The 16,870-nt window shown below is 72.4% G+C and carries 5 protein-coding genes; all 5 read right to left on the bottom strand.

Annotated features, from left to right (window positions below; translation table 11 throughout):
- Positions 1-7: 7 nt before the first annotated feature.
- From AC1RGU_RS12520 to AC1RGU_RS12500, 5 genes are read right to left on the bottom strand one after another with little or no spacing between them, the layout of a single operon-like run.
- Complete coding sequence (locus AC1RGU_RS12520) at positions 8-3,112, bottom strand: non-ribosomal peptide synthetase (RefSeq protein ID WP_492740796.1); 3,105 nt, start codon at positions 3,110-3,112, stop codon at positions 8-10.
- A gap of 5 nt (positions 3,113-3,117) precedes the next feature.
- The gene (locus tag AC1RGU_RS12515; RefSeq protein ID WP_492699241.1) at positions 3,118-10,173 is read right to left on the bottom strand and encodes an SDR family NAD(P)-dependent oxidoreductase; all 7,056 of its coding nucleotides are present in this window, start codon (positions 10,171-10,173) and stop codon (positions 3,118-3,120) included.
- Positions 10,173-15,434 (bottom strand): amino acid adenylation domain-containing protein, encoded by a 5,262-nt coding sequence (locus AC1RGU_RS12510; RefSeq protein WP_492699239.1) that lies wholly within the window; start codon positions 15,432-15,434, stop codon positions 10,173-10,175. Before AC1RGU_RS12510 ends, AC1RGU_RS12515 begins: the two co-directional genes overlap by 1 nt.
- Positions 15,435-15,439: 5 nt before the next feature.
- Positions 15,440-16,141: a 4'-phosphopantetheinyl transferase family protein gene (locus AC1RGU_RS12505; protein ID WP_492699237.1), complete on the bottom strand. Its 702-nt coding sequence runs from the start codon at positions 16,139-16,141 to the stop codon at positions 15,440-15,442.
- Entirely contained in the window at positions 16,119-16,865 is a 747-nt protein-coding gene (locus tag AC1RGU_RS12500) for a thioesterase II family protein (protein ID WP_492699235.1), read from the bottom strand. The genes AC1RGU_RS12505 and AC1RGU_RS12500 overlap by 23 nt, the downstream gene beginning before the upstream one ends.
- Positions 16,866-16,870: the final 5 nt, after the last annotated feature.

Raw genomic sequence — 16,870 nt, 5'->3', positions numbered from 1 at the left:
GCCCTGCTCATGCGGCCTCGCCCACGGATTCGTCGGCGAGGTCGCGCTGCCGGTGCGTCTGCGCCAGATTTTCGAGTGCGACCGCGTCGGCGCTCGCCTCGCGCAACACGGCGGCCAGCGCCGCCGGCGTCGGGTGATCGAACACCACGCCGGCCGCCACCTCGACCTGCAGCAGCTTGCGGATGCGAGCGACCAACTTGATGACCTGCAGCGAGTGGCCGCCGAGTTCGAAGAAGTCGTCTTCCACGCCGACCGGGCCGCTGCCCAGCAGCGTGGCCATGCCGTCGGCGAGCAGCGCTTCGAGCGCGTCGCGCGGGGCCTTCACTGCACGCTGCGGCGCTTCGGCCGGGGCCGAGGCCGCCAGCGCGAGCCGGTCGATCTTGCCGTTCGGCAGGCGCGCGAAGGCGCTCACGGCCGTGCAGCTCGCGGGCACCATGTGTGCGGGCAGCAACACGGCGAGTTGCTCGCGCAGCGCGCGGCCGTCGGCCGCCTCGCTGTCGCCGACGAAGAAGGCGGCGAGCGTGGTCGCGCCGGCTGCATCGGGCACGGCGAGCACGACCGCCTGGCGCACGCCGGGCCGCGCCAGCAGCGCCGCCTCGACCTCGGCCGGCTCGACGCGGTAACCGTGGACCTTCACCTGGTGGTCGGCGCGCCCCGCAAGCCGCAGGCCGCCTTCGGGCAGCACCCACGCGAGGTCGCCCGTGCGATAGAGGCGCTCACCGGCGCGGAACGAGTCCGCGACGAACACGTCAGCGTTCGCGCGGTTCAGGTAGCCGCGGCACAGCTGCGTCCCGCCGATGCAGACCTCGCCCAGACCGCCGGTCGGCACGAGGCCGCGCGACGCATCGAGCACGCGCACGCGGTTGTTCGCGAGCACGCGCGTCAGCGGCAGCTGCTCGGGCACGGGCGCGCCGGGTTCGACGGCATGCACCATGACGCCGACCGTGGCCTCGGTCGGCCCGTAGTGGTTGTAGATGGCGCACTGCGGCGCCAGCCGCGCGATGCGCTCGACCAGCGCGCGCGGCGCGGCCTCGCCGCCCAGCACCAGGGTGCGCGGCAGGCAGGGCGTGGCGCTTTCGAGCAGCGCCTCGAGGTGCGAGGGCACGATCTTCAGTGCGTCGATGGCGTGTGTGCGCATGAAGCGCGCGAAGGCCTCGGCGTCCTTGGCCTCGTGCGGCACCGCCACGACGAGGCAGGCGCCGTTGTGGAACGCGCCGAACAGTGCGGTGTTGCCCAGGTCGGCCGCGACCGAGCTGGTGAGCGCCCAGCGGCGGCAGGTGTCGAGCTGCATTGCGGTCGAAGCGGCTGCCACGTAGTTCTGCAGCTGGCCCTGCTCGACGGCCACGCCCTTGGGTGCGCCGGTGGAGCCGGAGGTGTAGAGCACGTAGGCGAGGTCGCTCGGTGCAGCGATGTGCGATGCGGCTTGTGCTTCGGGCAGCGTGCTCGCATCGGGCAATGCCGCGTCGATGGTGAAGATGGGCTTCGCATCGGCCAGCACCGCCGCGCGGCGCGCCTCGGGCCAGTCGGGGTCGAGCGGCAGGTAGGCGGCGCCCGCGCGCCAGACAGAGAGGATCGCCACCGGCAGGTCGAGCGCGCGCGGCAGGTTCAGCGCGACGATGGCGCCGGGCGTCACGCCCTGCCCTTGCAGCCAGCGGGCGACGCGGCCCGTGCGCTGGTCGAGTTCGCGGTAGCTCAGGCGCTGCTCGCCCGCTTCGAGTGCGGGCGCTTCGGGCGTCTCGGTGGCCCAGTGGGCGATGCGCTGCGTGACGGTCTGCGTGCCAACATCGGCCACGGCTTCTTGCGACTGCAACAGCAGCTCGCGCTCACGCGCGCCGACCAGCGGCAACGCGCCGAGTGCGGCGTCAGGGCGTTCGACGACGGCGCCCAGCAGGCAGAGGTACTGCATCAGCAGGCGCTGCGCCGCCACCTCGCTGTGGCACGCGGCATCGGCATGCACCGAGAGCGCAGCGCCGTCGGCGTCCCATGCGATCTGCAGGGCGAGTTCGAACGTCGGCACTGGCCCCGGCAATGCAGCCAGTTGCCATTGCGGATCGGCGCCGTGACGACGCGGCCGGTCGTGGCAGGCGAAGCCGACCGCGAGGTGCGTGGCAATGGGCGGTGCCTCGACGGCCCAGTACTCCTGCGCCTCGACATGCGCGGCCAGCGTGCCGTCGACGTTGTCGAACCAGTCGGCAAAGCGCGTCTCGGGCGCGGTCTCGACGATGAGCGGCAGCACCTTGTCGAACACGCCGACCGCACCCTGCATCGGCGGGTAGTCGCGGCGGCAGTCGTGCTGCCAGCCGGCGATGAAACGGCCGGTTCCGTCCAGGCGCGCGAGCAGCAGCCACCAGACGGCCTGCAGCAGCGTGTCAGGCTGTGCGCCCAGCGTGTCGGCGCAGGCGGCGATGCGGCCCGCCAACGTGGCATTGACGGATTCGTCAGCACGCACGCGCACAGCCTGCTGGGAGGCAGCAGCCTGCCGGCCGACGAGGCGCGGCGGCGTGGGCGAGGACGCCTGCGCGAGGTAGCGCTGCCAGTAAGCACGGCCCTCGGCAGCGTCTTCGCCATCGAGCAGATCCTGGCGCCAGGTCACGAAGCGCGCATACGGGAACACCTCGGCGGCATCGAAAGCGTGCGCGTCCGCAAAGGCCGTGGCGATCTGGTCGAACAGATGTTGCAGGCTGCCCCGGTCGCCAACCCAGGCATGCACGGAAAGCGCCAGCGTGTGGCGCGCCTCACCGGTGCGTGCGAGCCCGGCACGGACCATCTCGCCACGCGCGATGTCCAGCGGCGCGGCTTCCATGTTCGCCAGCCATTCGGTCAACCCAGACTCAGGCGCATCGCGCAGGTCCGCGTCCGCCCAGGCCAGCGGCGTCATCCCGTCGGTGTACTGCTGGCGCAGCCCCCGGTAGCCCGGCACCGCGCGGATGGCGCTGCACAGGGCGCCGTGCGCACCCAGCACACGCGCCACCACGTCGCGCAGGCGCGCGGCGTCGATTGCGCCCTCGATGTCGGCGCGCAGCAGCAGGCGCGGCGCATCGGCCTGCACCGCGCGTTGTTCGGGGCTCAGCGGGAAGGTCGTGTCGTCGAAGGGGTCGGTCATGGTCGTCATTTCGTTCAGGCGCCTTGTTCGTCGGCCAGGCGGGACTCGGTGCCGCGCGCGCCGTCGTCAAGTGCGGCGCGGTCGAACATCGCGCCCATCGCCACCACGATCTTTCGCAGGCCCTCGAAGGGGTCGCGTGCATGGGCGGCGAGCATGTTGTCGAGCATCACGACGTCGCCCTGGCGCCAGTCGAAGCGCACGGCGCAGGCCTCGTAGGCCTCGCCGACGATGGTCATGGTCTCGTCGGCGATGGGCGAGCCGTCGCCGTAGGTCACGTGGCGCGGCAGGCGCTCGACGCCGCCCATGGCCAGCAGGTCTTCGCGCACCTGCGCCTCGAGGCAGGCGACGTGGTGCAGCTGCACCTGGTTGAAGAACACGCGCTCGCCGGTGAGCGGGTGGCGGATCACGGCGGGACAGCGGGTGCGCGTCTGCAGCGTGTCGCCGTCGAACCAGCGCCATTCGATGCCGGCGGCGGCCAGGCGCGCCTCGACCTCTTCGCGGCGATCGGTCTTGTAAAAGTCCTGCCAGCTCACGTCCAGGCCGGGCGTGAAGGTGCGCACGTACTGCAGCCCCTTGCGCTCGAAGCCGGCGACCACCTCGGCCGGCAGGCGGCGCAGCATCTCGCGGCAGTCGACGATGGGCGTGGCGCCGCCCACGGGCGACGGCAGCTCGCAGAAGAACCACTGCTTGCGCGGCCAGCGGTCCAGGTGCGCGCTCTCGTTGTGGAACAGGATCATCTGGCGCTCGGGGTACGGCGTGGAGCGGTAGGTCTTCTTGCCGCCCTCCTTCTTCGGCAGGTCGCCGTAGCTGCCGTACAGCTCGGGCTCGATGGCCTCGGCAAAAGCTTCGAAGTCCTGCGGCGTCTTCAGGCCGAAGTCGCGGAACAGGATGCCGCCGTGCCTGGCGACCAGCATCTCGATGTAGTCGGCCTGGCCCTTGGCCCAGGCGACGGTGTCGAGCTCGGGGCTGGTGGCCTGCAGCACGATGGGAAATTCGGCACCGGGCTTCAGGAACGAGGTCTGCACGGCGGGCCGCGCGGCGGCGCGCACGGGGGCGCGGCCGGCGCCCAGGGCGTCGAGCTTTCCGAGTTTGCCGAGCTTGTTGTCCAGTTTCGAGGCGGGACGGACGTTGGGAGCGTTTGTCATGGCGATGGATTCCTCCGAGGGCATGGGGGCCAGCGCATCGATCGGCTGGCCAGGTGTGACGACGATCCGCTCCAGCAGCGCGTGCCACGAAGCGGTGAAGGTTTCGACGGTCTCCCGCCGGTAGAGGTCGGTGGCGAACACCCACTCGGCGGTGAGCGCGCCGTCGTGTTCGCTGGCGAACACCGCCAGGTCGAACTTGGATTCGTTCATCTGCTGGGGCAGCACCTGGACCTCGGCGCCTTCGATGGCAAACCGGATCCCGGGCGTGTTCTGGAGCACGAAGAGCACCTGCACCAGCGGGTTGCGGTCGCGCGCACGCGGCACGCCCGACAGCTCGACGATGCGGTCGAAAGGCATGTCCTGGTGGTCCATCGCGGCCAGGGTGTCGGCCTTGGTGGCGGCCAGCCATTGCGCGAAGTCGGTGCCTGCCTTCGCACGGCGCGAGCGCAGCGGCACCACGTTGACGAAGAAGCCGAGCAGCCCTTCGAGGTCGGGGTGGCCGCGGCCCGCGACATCGGTGCCAATGACGATGTCGTCGGCGCCCGAGGCCTGGTGGAAGAACAGGAAGAACGACGACAGCAGCAGCGTGAACAGCGAGGTGTCCGACGCGCGCGCGAGCGCGGCCAGCGACTGCGACAGCGCCGGCGACAGCGTGAGCCGCACCGAGTCTCCGGCATGCGTGGGCACAGAGGGGCGTTGGTGATCGGGCTTGATGCCCGAGGCCTGCGGTGCACCCGCCAGCCGCTCGCGCCAGAATGCGGCCTTCGGCGCGAAGCTTTCAGAGGCGAGCGCGTGCGCATACCAGGCGGCGTAGTCGGCGTACTGCACGGGCAGCGGCGCCAGTTGGAGCGGCTGGCCGCGCCGCGCACGCTCGTAGAACGCGGCCAGCTCGCGTGCGAACACGGCGATCGACCAGCCGTCGAACACGATGTGGTGCACCACGAGCACCAGCACATGCTCGCGCGTCGCCATGCGCACGACGGTGGCCTTGATCAGTGGACCTTCGGCCAGCGCGAGCGGTGCGCGCACCAGTTCGTCGAACAGCTGGCCGTAGCGCGCGCTGTCGTCGAGCGCGATCACGGGAATGTCGAGCGGCGCGCCGGAACGCACGACGGCCATGGGTTCGCCGTCGTCGTCCTCGGTGAACACGGTGCGCAGCACCTCGTGGCGCGCGACGATGGCGTCGATGGCGGCGCGCAGCGCGCGGATGTCGAGCTCGCCGTGCAGCGCGAGGCCGGCCGACATGTTGTAGGCCGCGCGGCCGCTGCGGTTGGTGGCGTCGGTGAGGCGGTCGACCAGCCAGAGGCGGCGCTGCATCGGCGACAGCGGCAGTGCGCCGCCGCGCGCGACGGGCGTGATCTCCATCGCGCTGCGCTGCGGCGCGGCGGCGGTCGAGACGACGCCGAGCCGCGCGGCCAGGCCGGCGATGGTCGGCGCCTTGAAGAACTCGCTGGGGTGCAGCTCGGTCGCGTAGCGCTTGCGCACGCGCGACAGCAGCTGGATGGCGACGAGCGAATCGCCGCCGAGTTCGAACAGGTTGTCGTCCACGCCGATGGGCGCGATGCCCAGGCGCTCGGTCCACAGCGCGGCAAGCGCGGTCTCGACCTCGCCCTGCGGCGCGACGAACGGGGTCTGCAGCGCGGGCCTCGGGTGCGCCGCGCCTGCGGCGGCGGCCGGTGCCTCGTCGCCGAGCAGGTCGAGCATGCCGTTGTCGAGCGGGCCCAGGCGCGTGGCCAGGTCGGCGGTCGAGATGACGGTCTGCGCGCGCGCCGGGCCGTTGACGATGCGCTCGAAGACGCGCGCGCCCTCCGGGCCGTCCATGCCGATGTCGTCGGGCACGTCCATGTGCGCGGCCATGCCGAGGCCGCGCCAGGCGTCCCAGTTGACCGAGAACACCGGGAACGCGCCGAGCCGCTCGTGCGCGACGGCCACGGCGTCGAGGTAGGCGTTGGCGGCGGCGTAGTCGCTCATGCCCAGGCCGCCGGCCACGCTGGAGATGGACGAGCACAGCAGCACGAAGTCCAGCGGCTGGCCGCGCAGCGCGTCGAGCAGCACGCGCGTGCCGCGCACCTTGGTTGCGAACACGGTGTCGACCTGCGCGCGCGTGCGCCCGGCCATCATGCCGCCGCCCGCATCGCCAGCGGCATGCACGACACCGTGCAGCGGGCCGAAGCGGGCATTGGCCTGCGCGAGGGCCGCGCGCATCGCGTCGGCATCGGACACGTCGGCCGACACGGTGAGCACCTGTGCGCCGAGCGCTTCGAGTTCGAGCAGTTGCTGCAGCCGCGCCTTCAGAGCGGCGGGCGTGCTGTCGGCCGCCACCAGCGCCGGCCATTCCGCGCGCGCCGGCAGCGCCGTGCGGCCCAGCAGCACCAGCCGCGCCTGCCAGTGCACGGCCAAGTGCTTCGCCAGCGCGAGGCCGACACCGCCCAGGCCGCCGGTGACAAGGTAGACGCCCTCGCGGCGCAGGCGCGGCTGCGCGGCAGCGGTCAGCGTCGCGGGTTCGTAGATCTTGATCCAGCGGTGCGCGCCGCGGTAGGCCACCAGCGGCTCACCGGGCTCGGCCTGCAGCGCCGCGGCCTCGGCCACGATCTGCGCGACCAGCCGGCCTTCGGCATCGCTTTCGGGCGCGGGCAGCACGACGTCGATCACGCGGCAATGCACGCGCGGGTATTCCTGGCCGATCACCTTGCCGATGCCGCGCAGCGTGGCCTTCTCGGGGCACAGCGGCTCGGCGCCGGTGACGTCTTCGAGCTGGTTGGCGACGACGGCCAGCGGCAGCGTGCGGTCGCCGGCTTCGAGCGACTGCACGAGCGCGAGCAGGCTGAAGAAGCTGCGTTCGAGCAGCTCGGCCTGCGGCTGCTGCGCGGGCGGCGCTTCGTCGAGGCTCCACAGGTGGTAGATGCCGGTGATGGCGCCGAAGTCGGCCGCGATCTCGCTCTGCAGGCGGGCATGGTCGTCGCGCGCGCCGGGGCGCAGCGTCCAGTGGCCGTGGGCCGTGCGCGCGAAGGCGCTGCCGCGCTCGGCCAGCACGACGGTGCGGCCCTGCGCGCGCAGCTGCCGCACGAGGTGGCCCGTGAGGCTGCGGCTGTCGCCGAGCACGAGCAGACAGCCGTCGGTCGATGCCGACGATGCGACGGCCAGCGGCTCCGTGCGCTGCCACGAGGGCACGTAGAACGCGTCGCCAGCCGGACGTTGCGCCACCTTCGCAGCGTTGGGCGCTTCGACCCAGTAACGGCGGCGCTGGAACGGATACGCCGGCAGCGGCACGCGCCGACGCGCAGCACCCGCGCGGCAGGCGGCCCAGTCGATGTCCACGCCCGCGACCCACAGCTGCGCCAGCGTCTGCGCGATCTGCTGCGCGTTGCGTGCCTGCTGCTGCGGATGCGCCTGGCTGGCGAGCACGCCGGCGGCGGTGTCGGCCAGCGGATGCTGGCGCGCCAGGCCCGCCAGCGTTTCGCCGGGGCCGACTTCGAGCAGCACGCGACCCGGCACCTGCAGCAAGGTGCCCACGCCGTCGGCGTACTGCACGGTGCCGCGCAGGTGGCGCGCCCAGTAGGCGGGGCTCATGGCCTCTTCGGGCGTGATGAGCTGGCCCGTGACGTTCGAGACGAAGGGGATCGTCGGCGGCCGGCGCGGCACCGAGGCGATGAGCGCTTCGAGCGGCGCGAGCAGCGGCTCGGTCATTGCCGAGTGCGAGGCGATCGACACATGCAGCCGGCGCGGCAGGTGGCCCGCCGCGCGCAGCCGTGCCTCGGCGGCCTCGACCGCCTCGCGCGGGCCGGAGATCACGCACAGCTGCTCGGCGTTGGCGGCGGCGAGGTCGCAGCCCGGCGCCAGGAAGGGCGCGAGCGCGGATTGCGACAACGGCACGGCGGTCATCGCGCCGGGCGGCATCGACTGCAGCAGGCGTCCGCGCAGGGCCGCGACGCGCAGCGCGTCTTCGAGGCGGAACACGCCCGCCAGGCAGGCGGCGACGTACTCGCCCAGGCTGTGGCCCATCATCACCGCGGGCCGCACGCCGCGGCGCATCCACCACTGCGCCATCGCGTAAGCGACGACGAAGAGCGCGGGTTGCGCGAGCGCGATGTCGAACAGCCGCGCGTCGGCTTCGGCCTCGCCGCCGGGCGCGGGGAACAGCACGGTGCGCAGGTCGAAGCCCAGTTCGGGCTCCAGCAGCGCGCAGCAGCGGTCGATGTCGTCCCGGAAGGCCGCGTCGTCCTCGTAGAGTGCGCGGCCCATCTGGGCGTGCTGCGTGCCGCCGCCGGGGAAGAGGAAGACCACCTCGGGCGCCTGTGCGGGTGCGGCGCGCACGGCCAGGCCCTCGCCCGCCGAGAGCAGCTGCACGGCCCCTTCGGCGTGGTCGGCCACGACGGCGCTCCGGTGCTCGAAGGCGCGGCGGCCGGACTGCAAGGTGTGGGCGATGTCGGTGAGCGGCAGTGCGGGGTGCGCGCGCAGGTGCTCGGCGAGTTGCTGCGCGGCCTGCCGCGTTGCGGTCGCGCTGCGGCTCGACAGCGGCAGCACTTGCCAGCCTGCCGTTGGTTCGGACGCAACAACGGGCGGCGCCTCTTCCAGCACGACGTGCACATTGGTGCCGCCGATGCCGAAGGAGCTGACACCCGCGCGGCGCGGCGTATCGCCCTCGGGCCACGGGAGCGCCTCGGTGTTCACGCGGAACGGGCTGTTCGCGAAATCGATCTGCGGGTTCGGTTGCTCGAAGTGCAGGCTTGGCGGCAGCGTGCGGTGGCGCAGCGCCAGCGTCGCCTTGATGAGCCCGGCCACGCCGGCTGCTGCGTCGAGGTGGCCGATGTTGGTCTTGACCGAGCCGATGGCGCAGTAGCCGCAGCGCCCGCCATCGCCGCCATCCGCACGGAAGGCCTGTGTGAGCGCGGCCAGCTCGATCGGGTCCCCCAGCGTGGTGCCGGTGCCGTGCGCCTCGACATAGCCGACCGTGTGCGCGGGCACGTCGGCCATCAGCTGCGCCGCGCGGATCGCGCCGGCCTGGCCTTGCACGCTCGGTGCGGTGAAGCCGATCTTGTCGGCACCGTCGTTGTTGGCGGCCGTGCCCTTGATGACGGCGTGGATGGTGTCGCCGTCGCGCAGCGCATCGGCCAGTCGGCGCAGCACGACGATGCCCGCGCCGCTGCCGATCACCGTGCCCGCGGCCTTGGCGTCGAAGGCGCGGCAGTGGCCGTCGGGCGAGAGGATGGCGCCGTTCTGGTAGCGGTAGCCGCCCTCCTGCAGCAGGTTGAGCCACACGCCGCCGGCCAGCGCCATGTCGCAGTCGTGGCTCAGCAGGCCCTGGCAGGCCAGGTGCACGGCCACCAGCGAAGTCGAGCATTCGGTCTGCACGCTCAGCGCCGGGCCGCGCAGGTCGAGCTTGTAGGCCACGCGCGTGCACAGCGAGCCGGCGGAGTTGCCGCTCATGAGGCCCAGCATGTCGGCGATGCCGGTGCCCGCGTCGATGCCGACGGCGGGCAGCAGGTGCTTCATGAGGTAGAGGTTGGGGCCGTCGCCCGCGTAGACGCCGACCGGCGCCCCGCCCTTCGGGCCATCACGCCCCACTGGCCAGCCCGCATGGTCCATCGCCTCCCAGGCGCATTCGAGAAAGATGCGCTGCTGCGGATCGAGGTGCTCGGCCTCGCGCGGCGAGTAGCCGAAGAAGCCGGCGTCGAAGCGGTCGAAGCCGTCGAACAGCACGCCGGCCTTCACGTAGTCGGGATCGGCCAGCGCGCGTTCGGGCACGCCGCGCGCGCGCAGTTCGTCGTCGCTGAAGACGGTGACCGACTCGACGCCGTCGCGGATGTTGCGCCAGAAGGCGTCCACGTCGGGCGCGCCGGGAAAGCGGCCGGCCATGCCGACGATGGCGATCTCGAGGCCCGTGGTGTCGGGGGCAGAAGGCAGGGTGTCGTCTTGCGCGTGCATCAGAGGGTTCTTTCCGTGGGTCGGCGGCGTTGCAGCAAGGCGGCGCGCTGCTGCTGCGCACGCTGTTTCGCCTGCGCGGCGTCGTCGGAGGCCGCGGCGGGGCTGCGCTCCTTCTGCTCGATGTGACGGGCGAGCGCGCCGACGGTCGGGTACTTGAAGAGGTCGACCACCGCCAGGCCCGGCTGCAGGCGGTCTTCCACCAGCCGGTGCATGCGGATCACGAGCAGCGAGTTGCCGCCGAGGTCGAAGAAGTTGTCGTGCAGGCCGACCTGCACGACCTTGAGCAGCTCGGCCCAGATCGCGGCCAGCGTCTGCGCGACGTCGCCGTGGGGAGCTTCGTAGCCTGGCGTGCCGGCTGCCGCCGGTGCGGGCAGCGCGCGGCGGTCCACCTTGCCGTTGGCGCCGAGCGGGAAGCTGTCGAGCACCATCAGCGCCGAGGGCACCATGTAGTCGGGCAACGCCTGCGCCAGCTGCGTCTTGAGCGTGGTCGCATCGAGCGATGCGTCTGCAGCGGGTGCGACGTAGGCGACGAGCGACGGGCCCGCTGCGCCCTCGTGCAGGCACACCAGCGCCGCGCGCACGCCGGGCTGCTCGCGCAAGCGCGCCTCGACTTCGCCGAGCTCGATGCGGAAGCCCCGCACCTTCACCTGGTGATCGAGCCGCTCGAGGTACTCGAGCTGCCCGTCGGCGCGCCAGCGCACGAGGTCGCCGGTGCGGTACAGGCGACCGCCCGCCCCGTCGAAGGGGTCGGCGACGAAGCGCTCGGCCGTCAGGGCCGAACGCCCGAGGTAGCCCCGCGCGAGGCCGTCGCCGCCGAGGTACAACTCGCCGGGCACGCCCTGCGGCACGGGCTGCAGGTCGGCGTCGAGCACATGGGCAGTGCGGCGGCCGACCGGGCGACCGATGGGGGCGTAGCCCTGCACGATGGCCTCGGCGTCGGCGGACCACAGGGTCGGCGTGATCACGGCTTCGGTCGGGCCGTAGGCGTTCACGACGCGTGCCGGGTGCAGCACGCGGCGAACCAGCGCGAGGTCTTCGCCGGTCCAGGCCTCGCCGCCGAAGAGCGCGAGGCGCACGGCGTGGTGGAACGGCGGCTGGTCCTGCAGCAGCTGGCGCGCGTAGGCCGGCGGCAGGTCGACCACGCTGACGCGGTGGCGTTGCAGCAGGACATCGAGTTCGCTGGCGAGCGAGCACCACTGCGGCTGCAGCACCAGTGCGGCGCCGGAGGTCAGCGGCAGCAGGCACTGCTCGATGGCGGCGTCGACGTGCGGCAGCGCGAACTGCAGCGAACGGTCGCTCGCCGTGAAGCCGCAGGTGTGGGCCATGGCCTGGAGGTGCATCGACAGCGCGCCGTGCGCGACCGCCACGCCCTTGGGGCGGCCAGTGGTGCCCGAGGTGTGGATCACGTAGGCCAGGTGGTGGTCGTGCAGCGCGAATTGCGGGGCCTCGTTCGATTCGTCGTCGAGCGATGCGTCATCGACCGTGATGCGCGTGACGGGTCCATTCACTGAGCTGTGGCTGCCGGTCAGCAGCAGCGCGGCGCCGCTGTCGGCCAACAGCTGCGACAGCCGTTGCGGCGGGTGCGAGGGGTCCATCGGCAGGTAGGTCCCGCCGGCTTTCAACACCGCGAGCAGGCTGACGACGCGATCGACCGAGGCATCGACGGCCACGGCGACCCGCGTGTCGGGCTGCACGCCGTGGCGCAGCAGGCGGTGCGCGAGGCGGTTGGCGCGGCGGTCGAGGGCGGCGTAGGAGAGCTCGGTGTCGCCGGCGATCAACGCGATGGCATCCGGTGCACGGCGGACGTGCGCCTCGAAAAGCCGGTGTGCGGGAGTCGCGGCGGATGCAGGCGACGGGCCCGTGCCCCAGGCGTGCAATTGCGCCTGCTCTTCGGCAGCGAGCCACGGCGCATCGCCGATGGCGCGGGCCGGGTCGGCCGTCAGCGCGTCGAGCAGCGCGCGGTAGTGCGTGGCCATGCGCGCGATGGTCTCCTCATCGAACAGCTCGGCCGCCGCGGTGAGGACCGCGCGCAGCTGGCCGTCGGCGCGCTCGCGGATGTCGAGCGCGAGTTCGCACTGCGCGGCGCTGTCGTCCATGCGGTACTCGTCGACCGCCAGGCCCGGCAGGCCGCGCAGCACGGCCGTGTCTTCGCGCAGCAGGTTGAACATCACCTGGAAGAGCGGGTTGTGGCTGAGGCTGCGCTGCGGCTGCAGGGCGTCCACGAGCTGTTCGAACGGCAGGTCCTGGTGCGCCTGTGCGCCGAGCGCGGCCTCGCGGGTCTGGGCCAGCAGTTGCGCGAACGGGGTGCGGCCGTTCAGCGTGGCGCGCAGCACCTGCGTGTTGACGAAGAAGCCGATGAGGCCCGTGGTCTCGGGGCGGTGGCGGTTCGCGACCGGCACGCCCACGCGCACATCGGGCTGGCCCGTGTAGCGATGCAGCAGCGCCTGGAAGCCCGCGAGCAGCACCATGAACAGCGTGGCGCCGTGCGCCTGCGCGGTGGCGTGCAGGCGGGCGACGAGGGCCGCGTCGAGGTCGAAAGCGTGCGAGGCCGCGCGGTAGTTCGCGACCGCATGGCGGGGGCGGTCCGTGGGCAAGGCCAGCACGGGGTGCGTGTCGCCGAGCTGGGCGCGCCAGTAGGTCAGTTGCCGTTCGGCCTCGCCCGCGGCGAGCCAGTCGCGTTGCCACGCGGCGTAGTCGGCGTACTGGATCAGTGGCGTGGCGAGCGACGGCGTTTCGCCCTTTGCGTGTGCGGCATAGGCGGCACCGAACTCGTCGAGCAACACCTGCAGCGACGCACCATCGGACACGATGTGGTGCGTGACGATCGCGAGGATGTGGTGCGCGTCGCCGAGCTGAAGCCACGCGGCACGCAGCACGGGGCCGGCCACGAGGTCGAAGGGCTCGACCTGCAGCGCGCGCGCCTGCGCGGCGGCGGCGCCTTCGCGTTCGTCGACCGGCAGTGCGCGCAGATCGATGTGGGCGAGCGCCAGCGGCGCCGTCGGCAGCACCTGCTGGCCGACCGTGCCGTCGGCCGCGGTGCGGAACACGGTGCGCAGGCTTTCGTGGCGCGCGAGCAGGCCTTCGAGTGCCGCCTTCATTGCGTCGGTATCCAGCACGCCCGACAGGCGCAGCGCCACGCCCACGTGGTAGGCGCTGTTCTGCGGATCGAGCTGCCAGAGGAACCACTGGCGCGCCTGCGCATGCGACAGCGCGAGCAGCCCGGTGCGGCGCTCGGCCGGCAGGGCCGGGATCGGTTGGTGCGCGCGGCGCTGGCCGAGCGCCCGCACGCGCCGCAGTTCGCGCGCGAGGTCGCCCAGGCGCGGCTGTTCGAACAGCGCACGCAGCGGGAAGTCGATGTCCCAGCGCTCGCCGATGCGCGCGGCCACCTGCGTGGCGGCGAGCGAGTTGCCGCCGTGGGTGAAGAAGTGCGCGTCGCGCGCCAGCGGCCGTTCGACAGGGCGGCGCAGCACCTCGTGCCAGATCGTGGCCAGGGCCTGCTCGACGTCGTCGAGTGCGGCTTCGGGTGTGTCGACTGCAGGGGCGCTGCCGCCCAGCACGAACGCGCCGTGTGCGTAGATCGCATAGGCGTCGGCCGTGCGATCGATCCAGCCCTGGCGGCAGGCGCCGCGCTGCAACTTGCCGCTCGTGGTCTTGGGCATGCCACCGGGGTTGAGCAGCATCACGACCGACAGCGGCTCGCCGCACTGCTCGCTCACAGCCGCGCTCAGCGCCTCGACCAGCACCTCGGGCCGCACCAGCTTCTGGATGCTGCGCGACACCTCGGCCGCGAAGCCGATGCCCTCGCCTTCCGGCCCCTCGACCGCGAAGGCCGCGACGCGGCCCTTGCGCACGGCCTCGACCTCGCGCTCCACTTCGCGCTCGATGTCCTGCGGATACAGGTTGTGGCCGCGCACGATGATCATGTCCTTGATGCGGCCGGCCACATAGAGCTGGCCGTCGTGCACGAAACCCAGGTCGCCGGTGCGCAGCCAGCGCGTGCCGTCGTGCTCGACGAAGGTCTGCTGCGACACCTCGGGCTTGTTCCAGTAGCCGCTGCCCAGGCTCGGGCCCGAGGCCCAGATTTCGCCGACGGCGCCATCGGCGCACACGCTCAGCGTGGCGGTATCGACGATGCGCACCGCATGGTGCGTCACGCTGCGGCCGCAGCCCACGAGCATGGCGCCGCCCTCGTCGCGCACCACGGCGCCTTGCGCCAGGCGCGCCTTGTCGAAGGCGTGCGCGACCATGCCGGCGCCGCGGTGCCCGCCGGTGACGAACAGCGTCGATTCGGCCAGGCCGTAGCAGGGGTACACCGCCTCGGCCGGAAAGCCCGCGGGCGCGAAGCGTTGCTGGAACGACCGCAGGGTGTCGGCGCGCACCGGCTCGGCGCCGGAGAACGCGAGGCGCCAGGACGACAGGTCGAGCCTTTGCAGCTGCGCGTCGGACACGCGATCCAGGCACAGGCGGTAGGCGAAGTCGGGCCCGCCGCTGACCGTGGCGCGCAGCCGCGACACGGCTTCGAGCCAGCGCACGGGGCGCTCGAGGAAGTAGCGCGGAGACATCAGCGCCACCACGGCGCCACGGTGCATCGGCTGCAGCAGGCCGCCGATGAGGCCCATGTCGTGGTTCAGCGGCAGCCAGGTGACGAAGGTGTCGCTCGTGCAGACCGAGAGGCCCTCTTCGATCGCGCGCATGTTCGCCATGAGGTTGGCGTGCGTGACCATGACGCCCTTGGGCGCCGAGGTGGAGCCGGAGGTGTATTGCAGGAACGCGATGTCGGTGGCGGCCGGCGTGTGCGGGCGCCATGCGTCGGCGCCGGCGGCGTCGATCTCGTCCACGGCGATGAGCGTGGCCTGCGCGAAGGCGCCGGCCACGCCCGCCATCGCGTCGCGGATGGCGGCGTGGGTCAGCACGCAGCAGGCGCCCGCGTCGGCGGCGATGCCTTCGAGCTTGCCCAGGTGGCGCCTGCGCGTGGACTCGGGCGGGAACACCGGCACGGCGACGAGGCCCGCGTAGAGGCAGGCGAAGAAACTGACAACGTAGTCGTCGCTGTTGTCCAGCATGATCAGTGCGCGGCCGCCGGGTGCGAAGGCCTGCTGCAGCTGCGCCGCGAGACCGCGCACGCGCGTGTCGAGCGTGCGGTAGCTGATGGGCGTGTCGAGTGCGGCGCCGTCGCGGTCGGTGATGGCGATCAATGCGATGTCGTCGGGGCGCTGCGCGGCGAGGCTGCGCAGGTGGGTCACGAAGTCCACGGGATGCATCGGGTTCACAGGGGTTGTTCCTTGGTGTGCCAGGCCAGCGCGGCGGCATAGCCCGGCGGCGCGGACAGCGCCATCGCTTCGATGCCGGCCCACGCGGGCACGGCGCAGTCGACGGCGAGCGCGCCATGGGCGTCGGGGTGGATGCCGACGCTTTGCAGGTGTTCGGCCATGCCAACGCCGGCGGCTTTCAACACAGCTTCCTTGCCGACCCAGCGTCGGTAGAAGGCGTGTGGCAGGTCGGCGTCGCTGCGGATTTCGCGCTGCTCGCGCGCGGTGAAGGCCATGGCGAGCAGCGCATCGGCGTCGGCCATGAGGTCGCGCGCGCAGGCTTCGATGTCGACGCCCACGCAGCGCACGCGCGCCGGGTCGGCCAGCGCGATGAGCGCGTGGTCGCCGGCGTGCGAGATGTTGAAGAGGGGCGCGGCGCTGTCGCCCGCTGCTTCGACGTAGGGTTTGCCGTGTGCGTCGGCACGCAGCGGCACGTCCGCCGGACGGCAGGCAAGGCGCTGCGCGATCAGGCGGCGCACGGCGGCGCGGGTGTGGGCGAAGCGCACGCGGTCGGCGCGGCGGGCAAAGCGATTGGCGCGGGCACATTCGTCGGGCGTGAGGTCGGCCCAGGCATCGCCATCGTTCGCCGCAAGGTCCAGGTCCAGGCGGTGCAACGCGATGCCCGGCGGCAACGGGTCATGCCAGGGCACGAGCCGCATCGACGCCTCCCGCCGTTATCACCGCCGGCGCAAGGTGCCGCGCCAGCGCGGCCAGCACGGAGGTCTCGTGCTGGCGGATGAAGAAGTGGCCGCCCTCGAACCAGTCGAGCGTGAAGCGCGCATGCGCGGTCTCGGCGGCCCAGGCCTGCATGCGCCACGGCGCGATGTCGTCCTGGCGGCCGGCCAGCACATGCAGCGGCACGGGCAGCGGCGCGGGGTCGGCGTGCACGAAGCTGCGGCACAGGCGGTAGTCGGCGCCAAGGGTGTCGAGCGTCATGCGCAGCAGCTCGGGGCAGTCGAACAGTTCGTCGGGCGTGCCGCCCTGCTTGCGCAGGTCGGCGATGAGGGCTGCGTCGTCGGTGATGCCGAGAAAGCGGTCGGGGTCGCGCTGCGAAGGTGCCGCGCTGCCGGAGACGATCAGCGCACTCGGCAACGGCCGGTGCTGCTGTCGCTGGTGCTGTGCCATGCCCCAGGCCAGCAAGGCGCCCATGCTGTGGCCGAAGAGCGCGTAGCGACCGCGCAGCACGCCTTCATGCTCGGCGCACAGCTGCGCGACCATGCGGTCGAAGCTGTCGACGAAGCGTTCGCCCAGGCGCCCGCCGCGGCCCGGCAACTCGACCGGCACGACCTCGATCCAGCGCGGCAGCGCACGCCGCCAGCGCAGGTACATGGTGGCGCTGGCGCCCGCGCAAGGCAGGCACAGCAGGGGCAGCGAGGCCTGCATGCGCG

The sequence above is a fragment of the Variovorax sp. GW823-FHT02B07 genome, assembly GCF_058797695.1.
The sequence above is the reverse complement of the archived record's forward strand: the minus strand, read 5'-3'. Positions and strand labels throughout refer to the sequence as shown.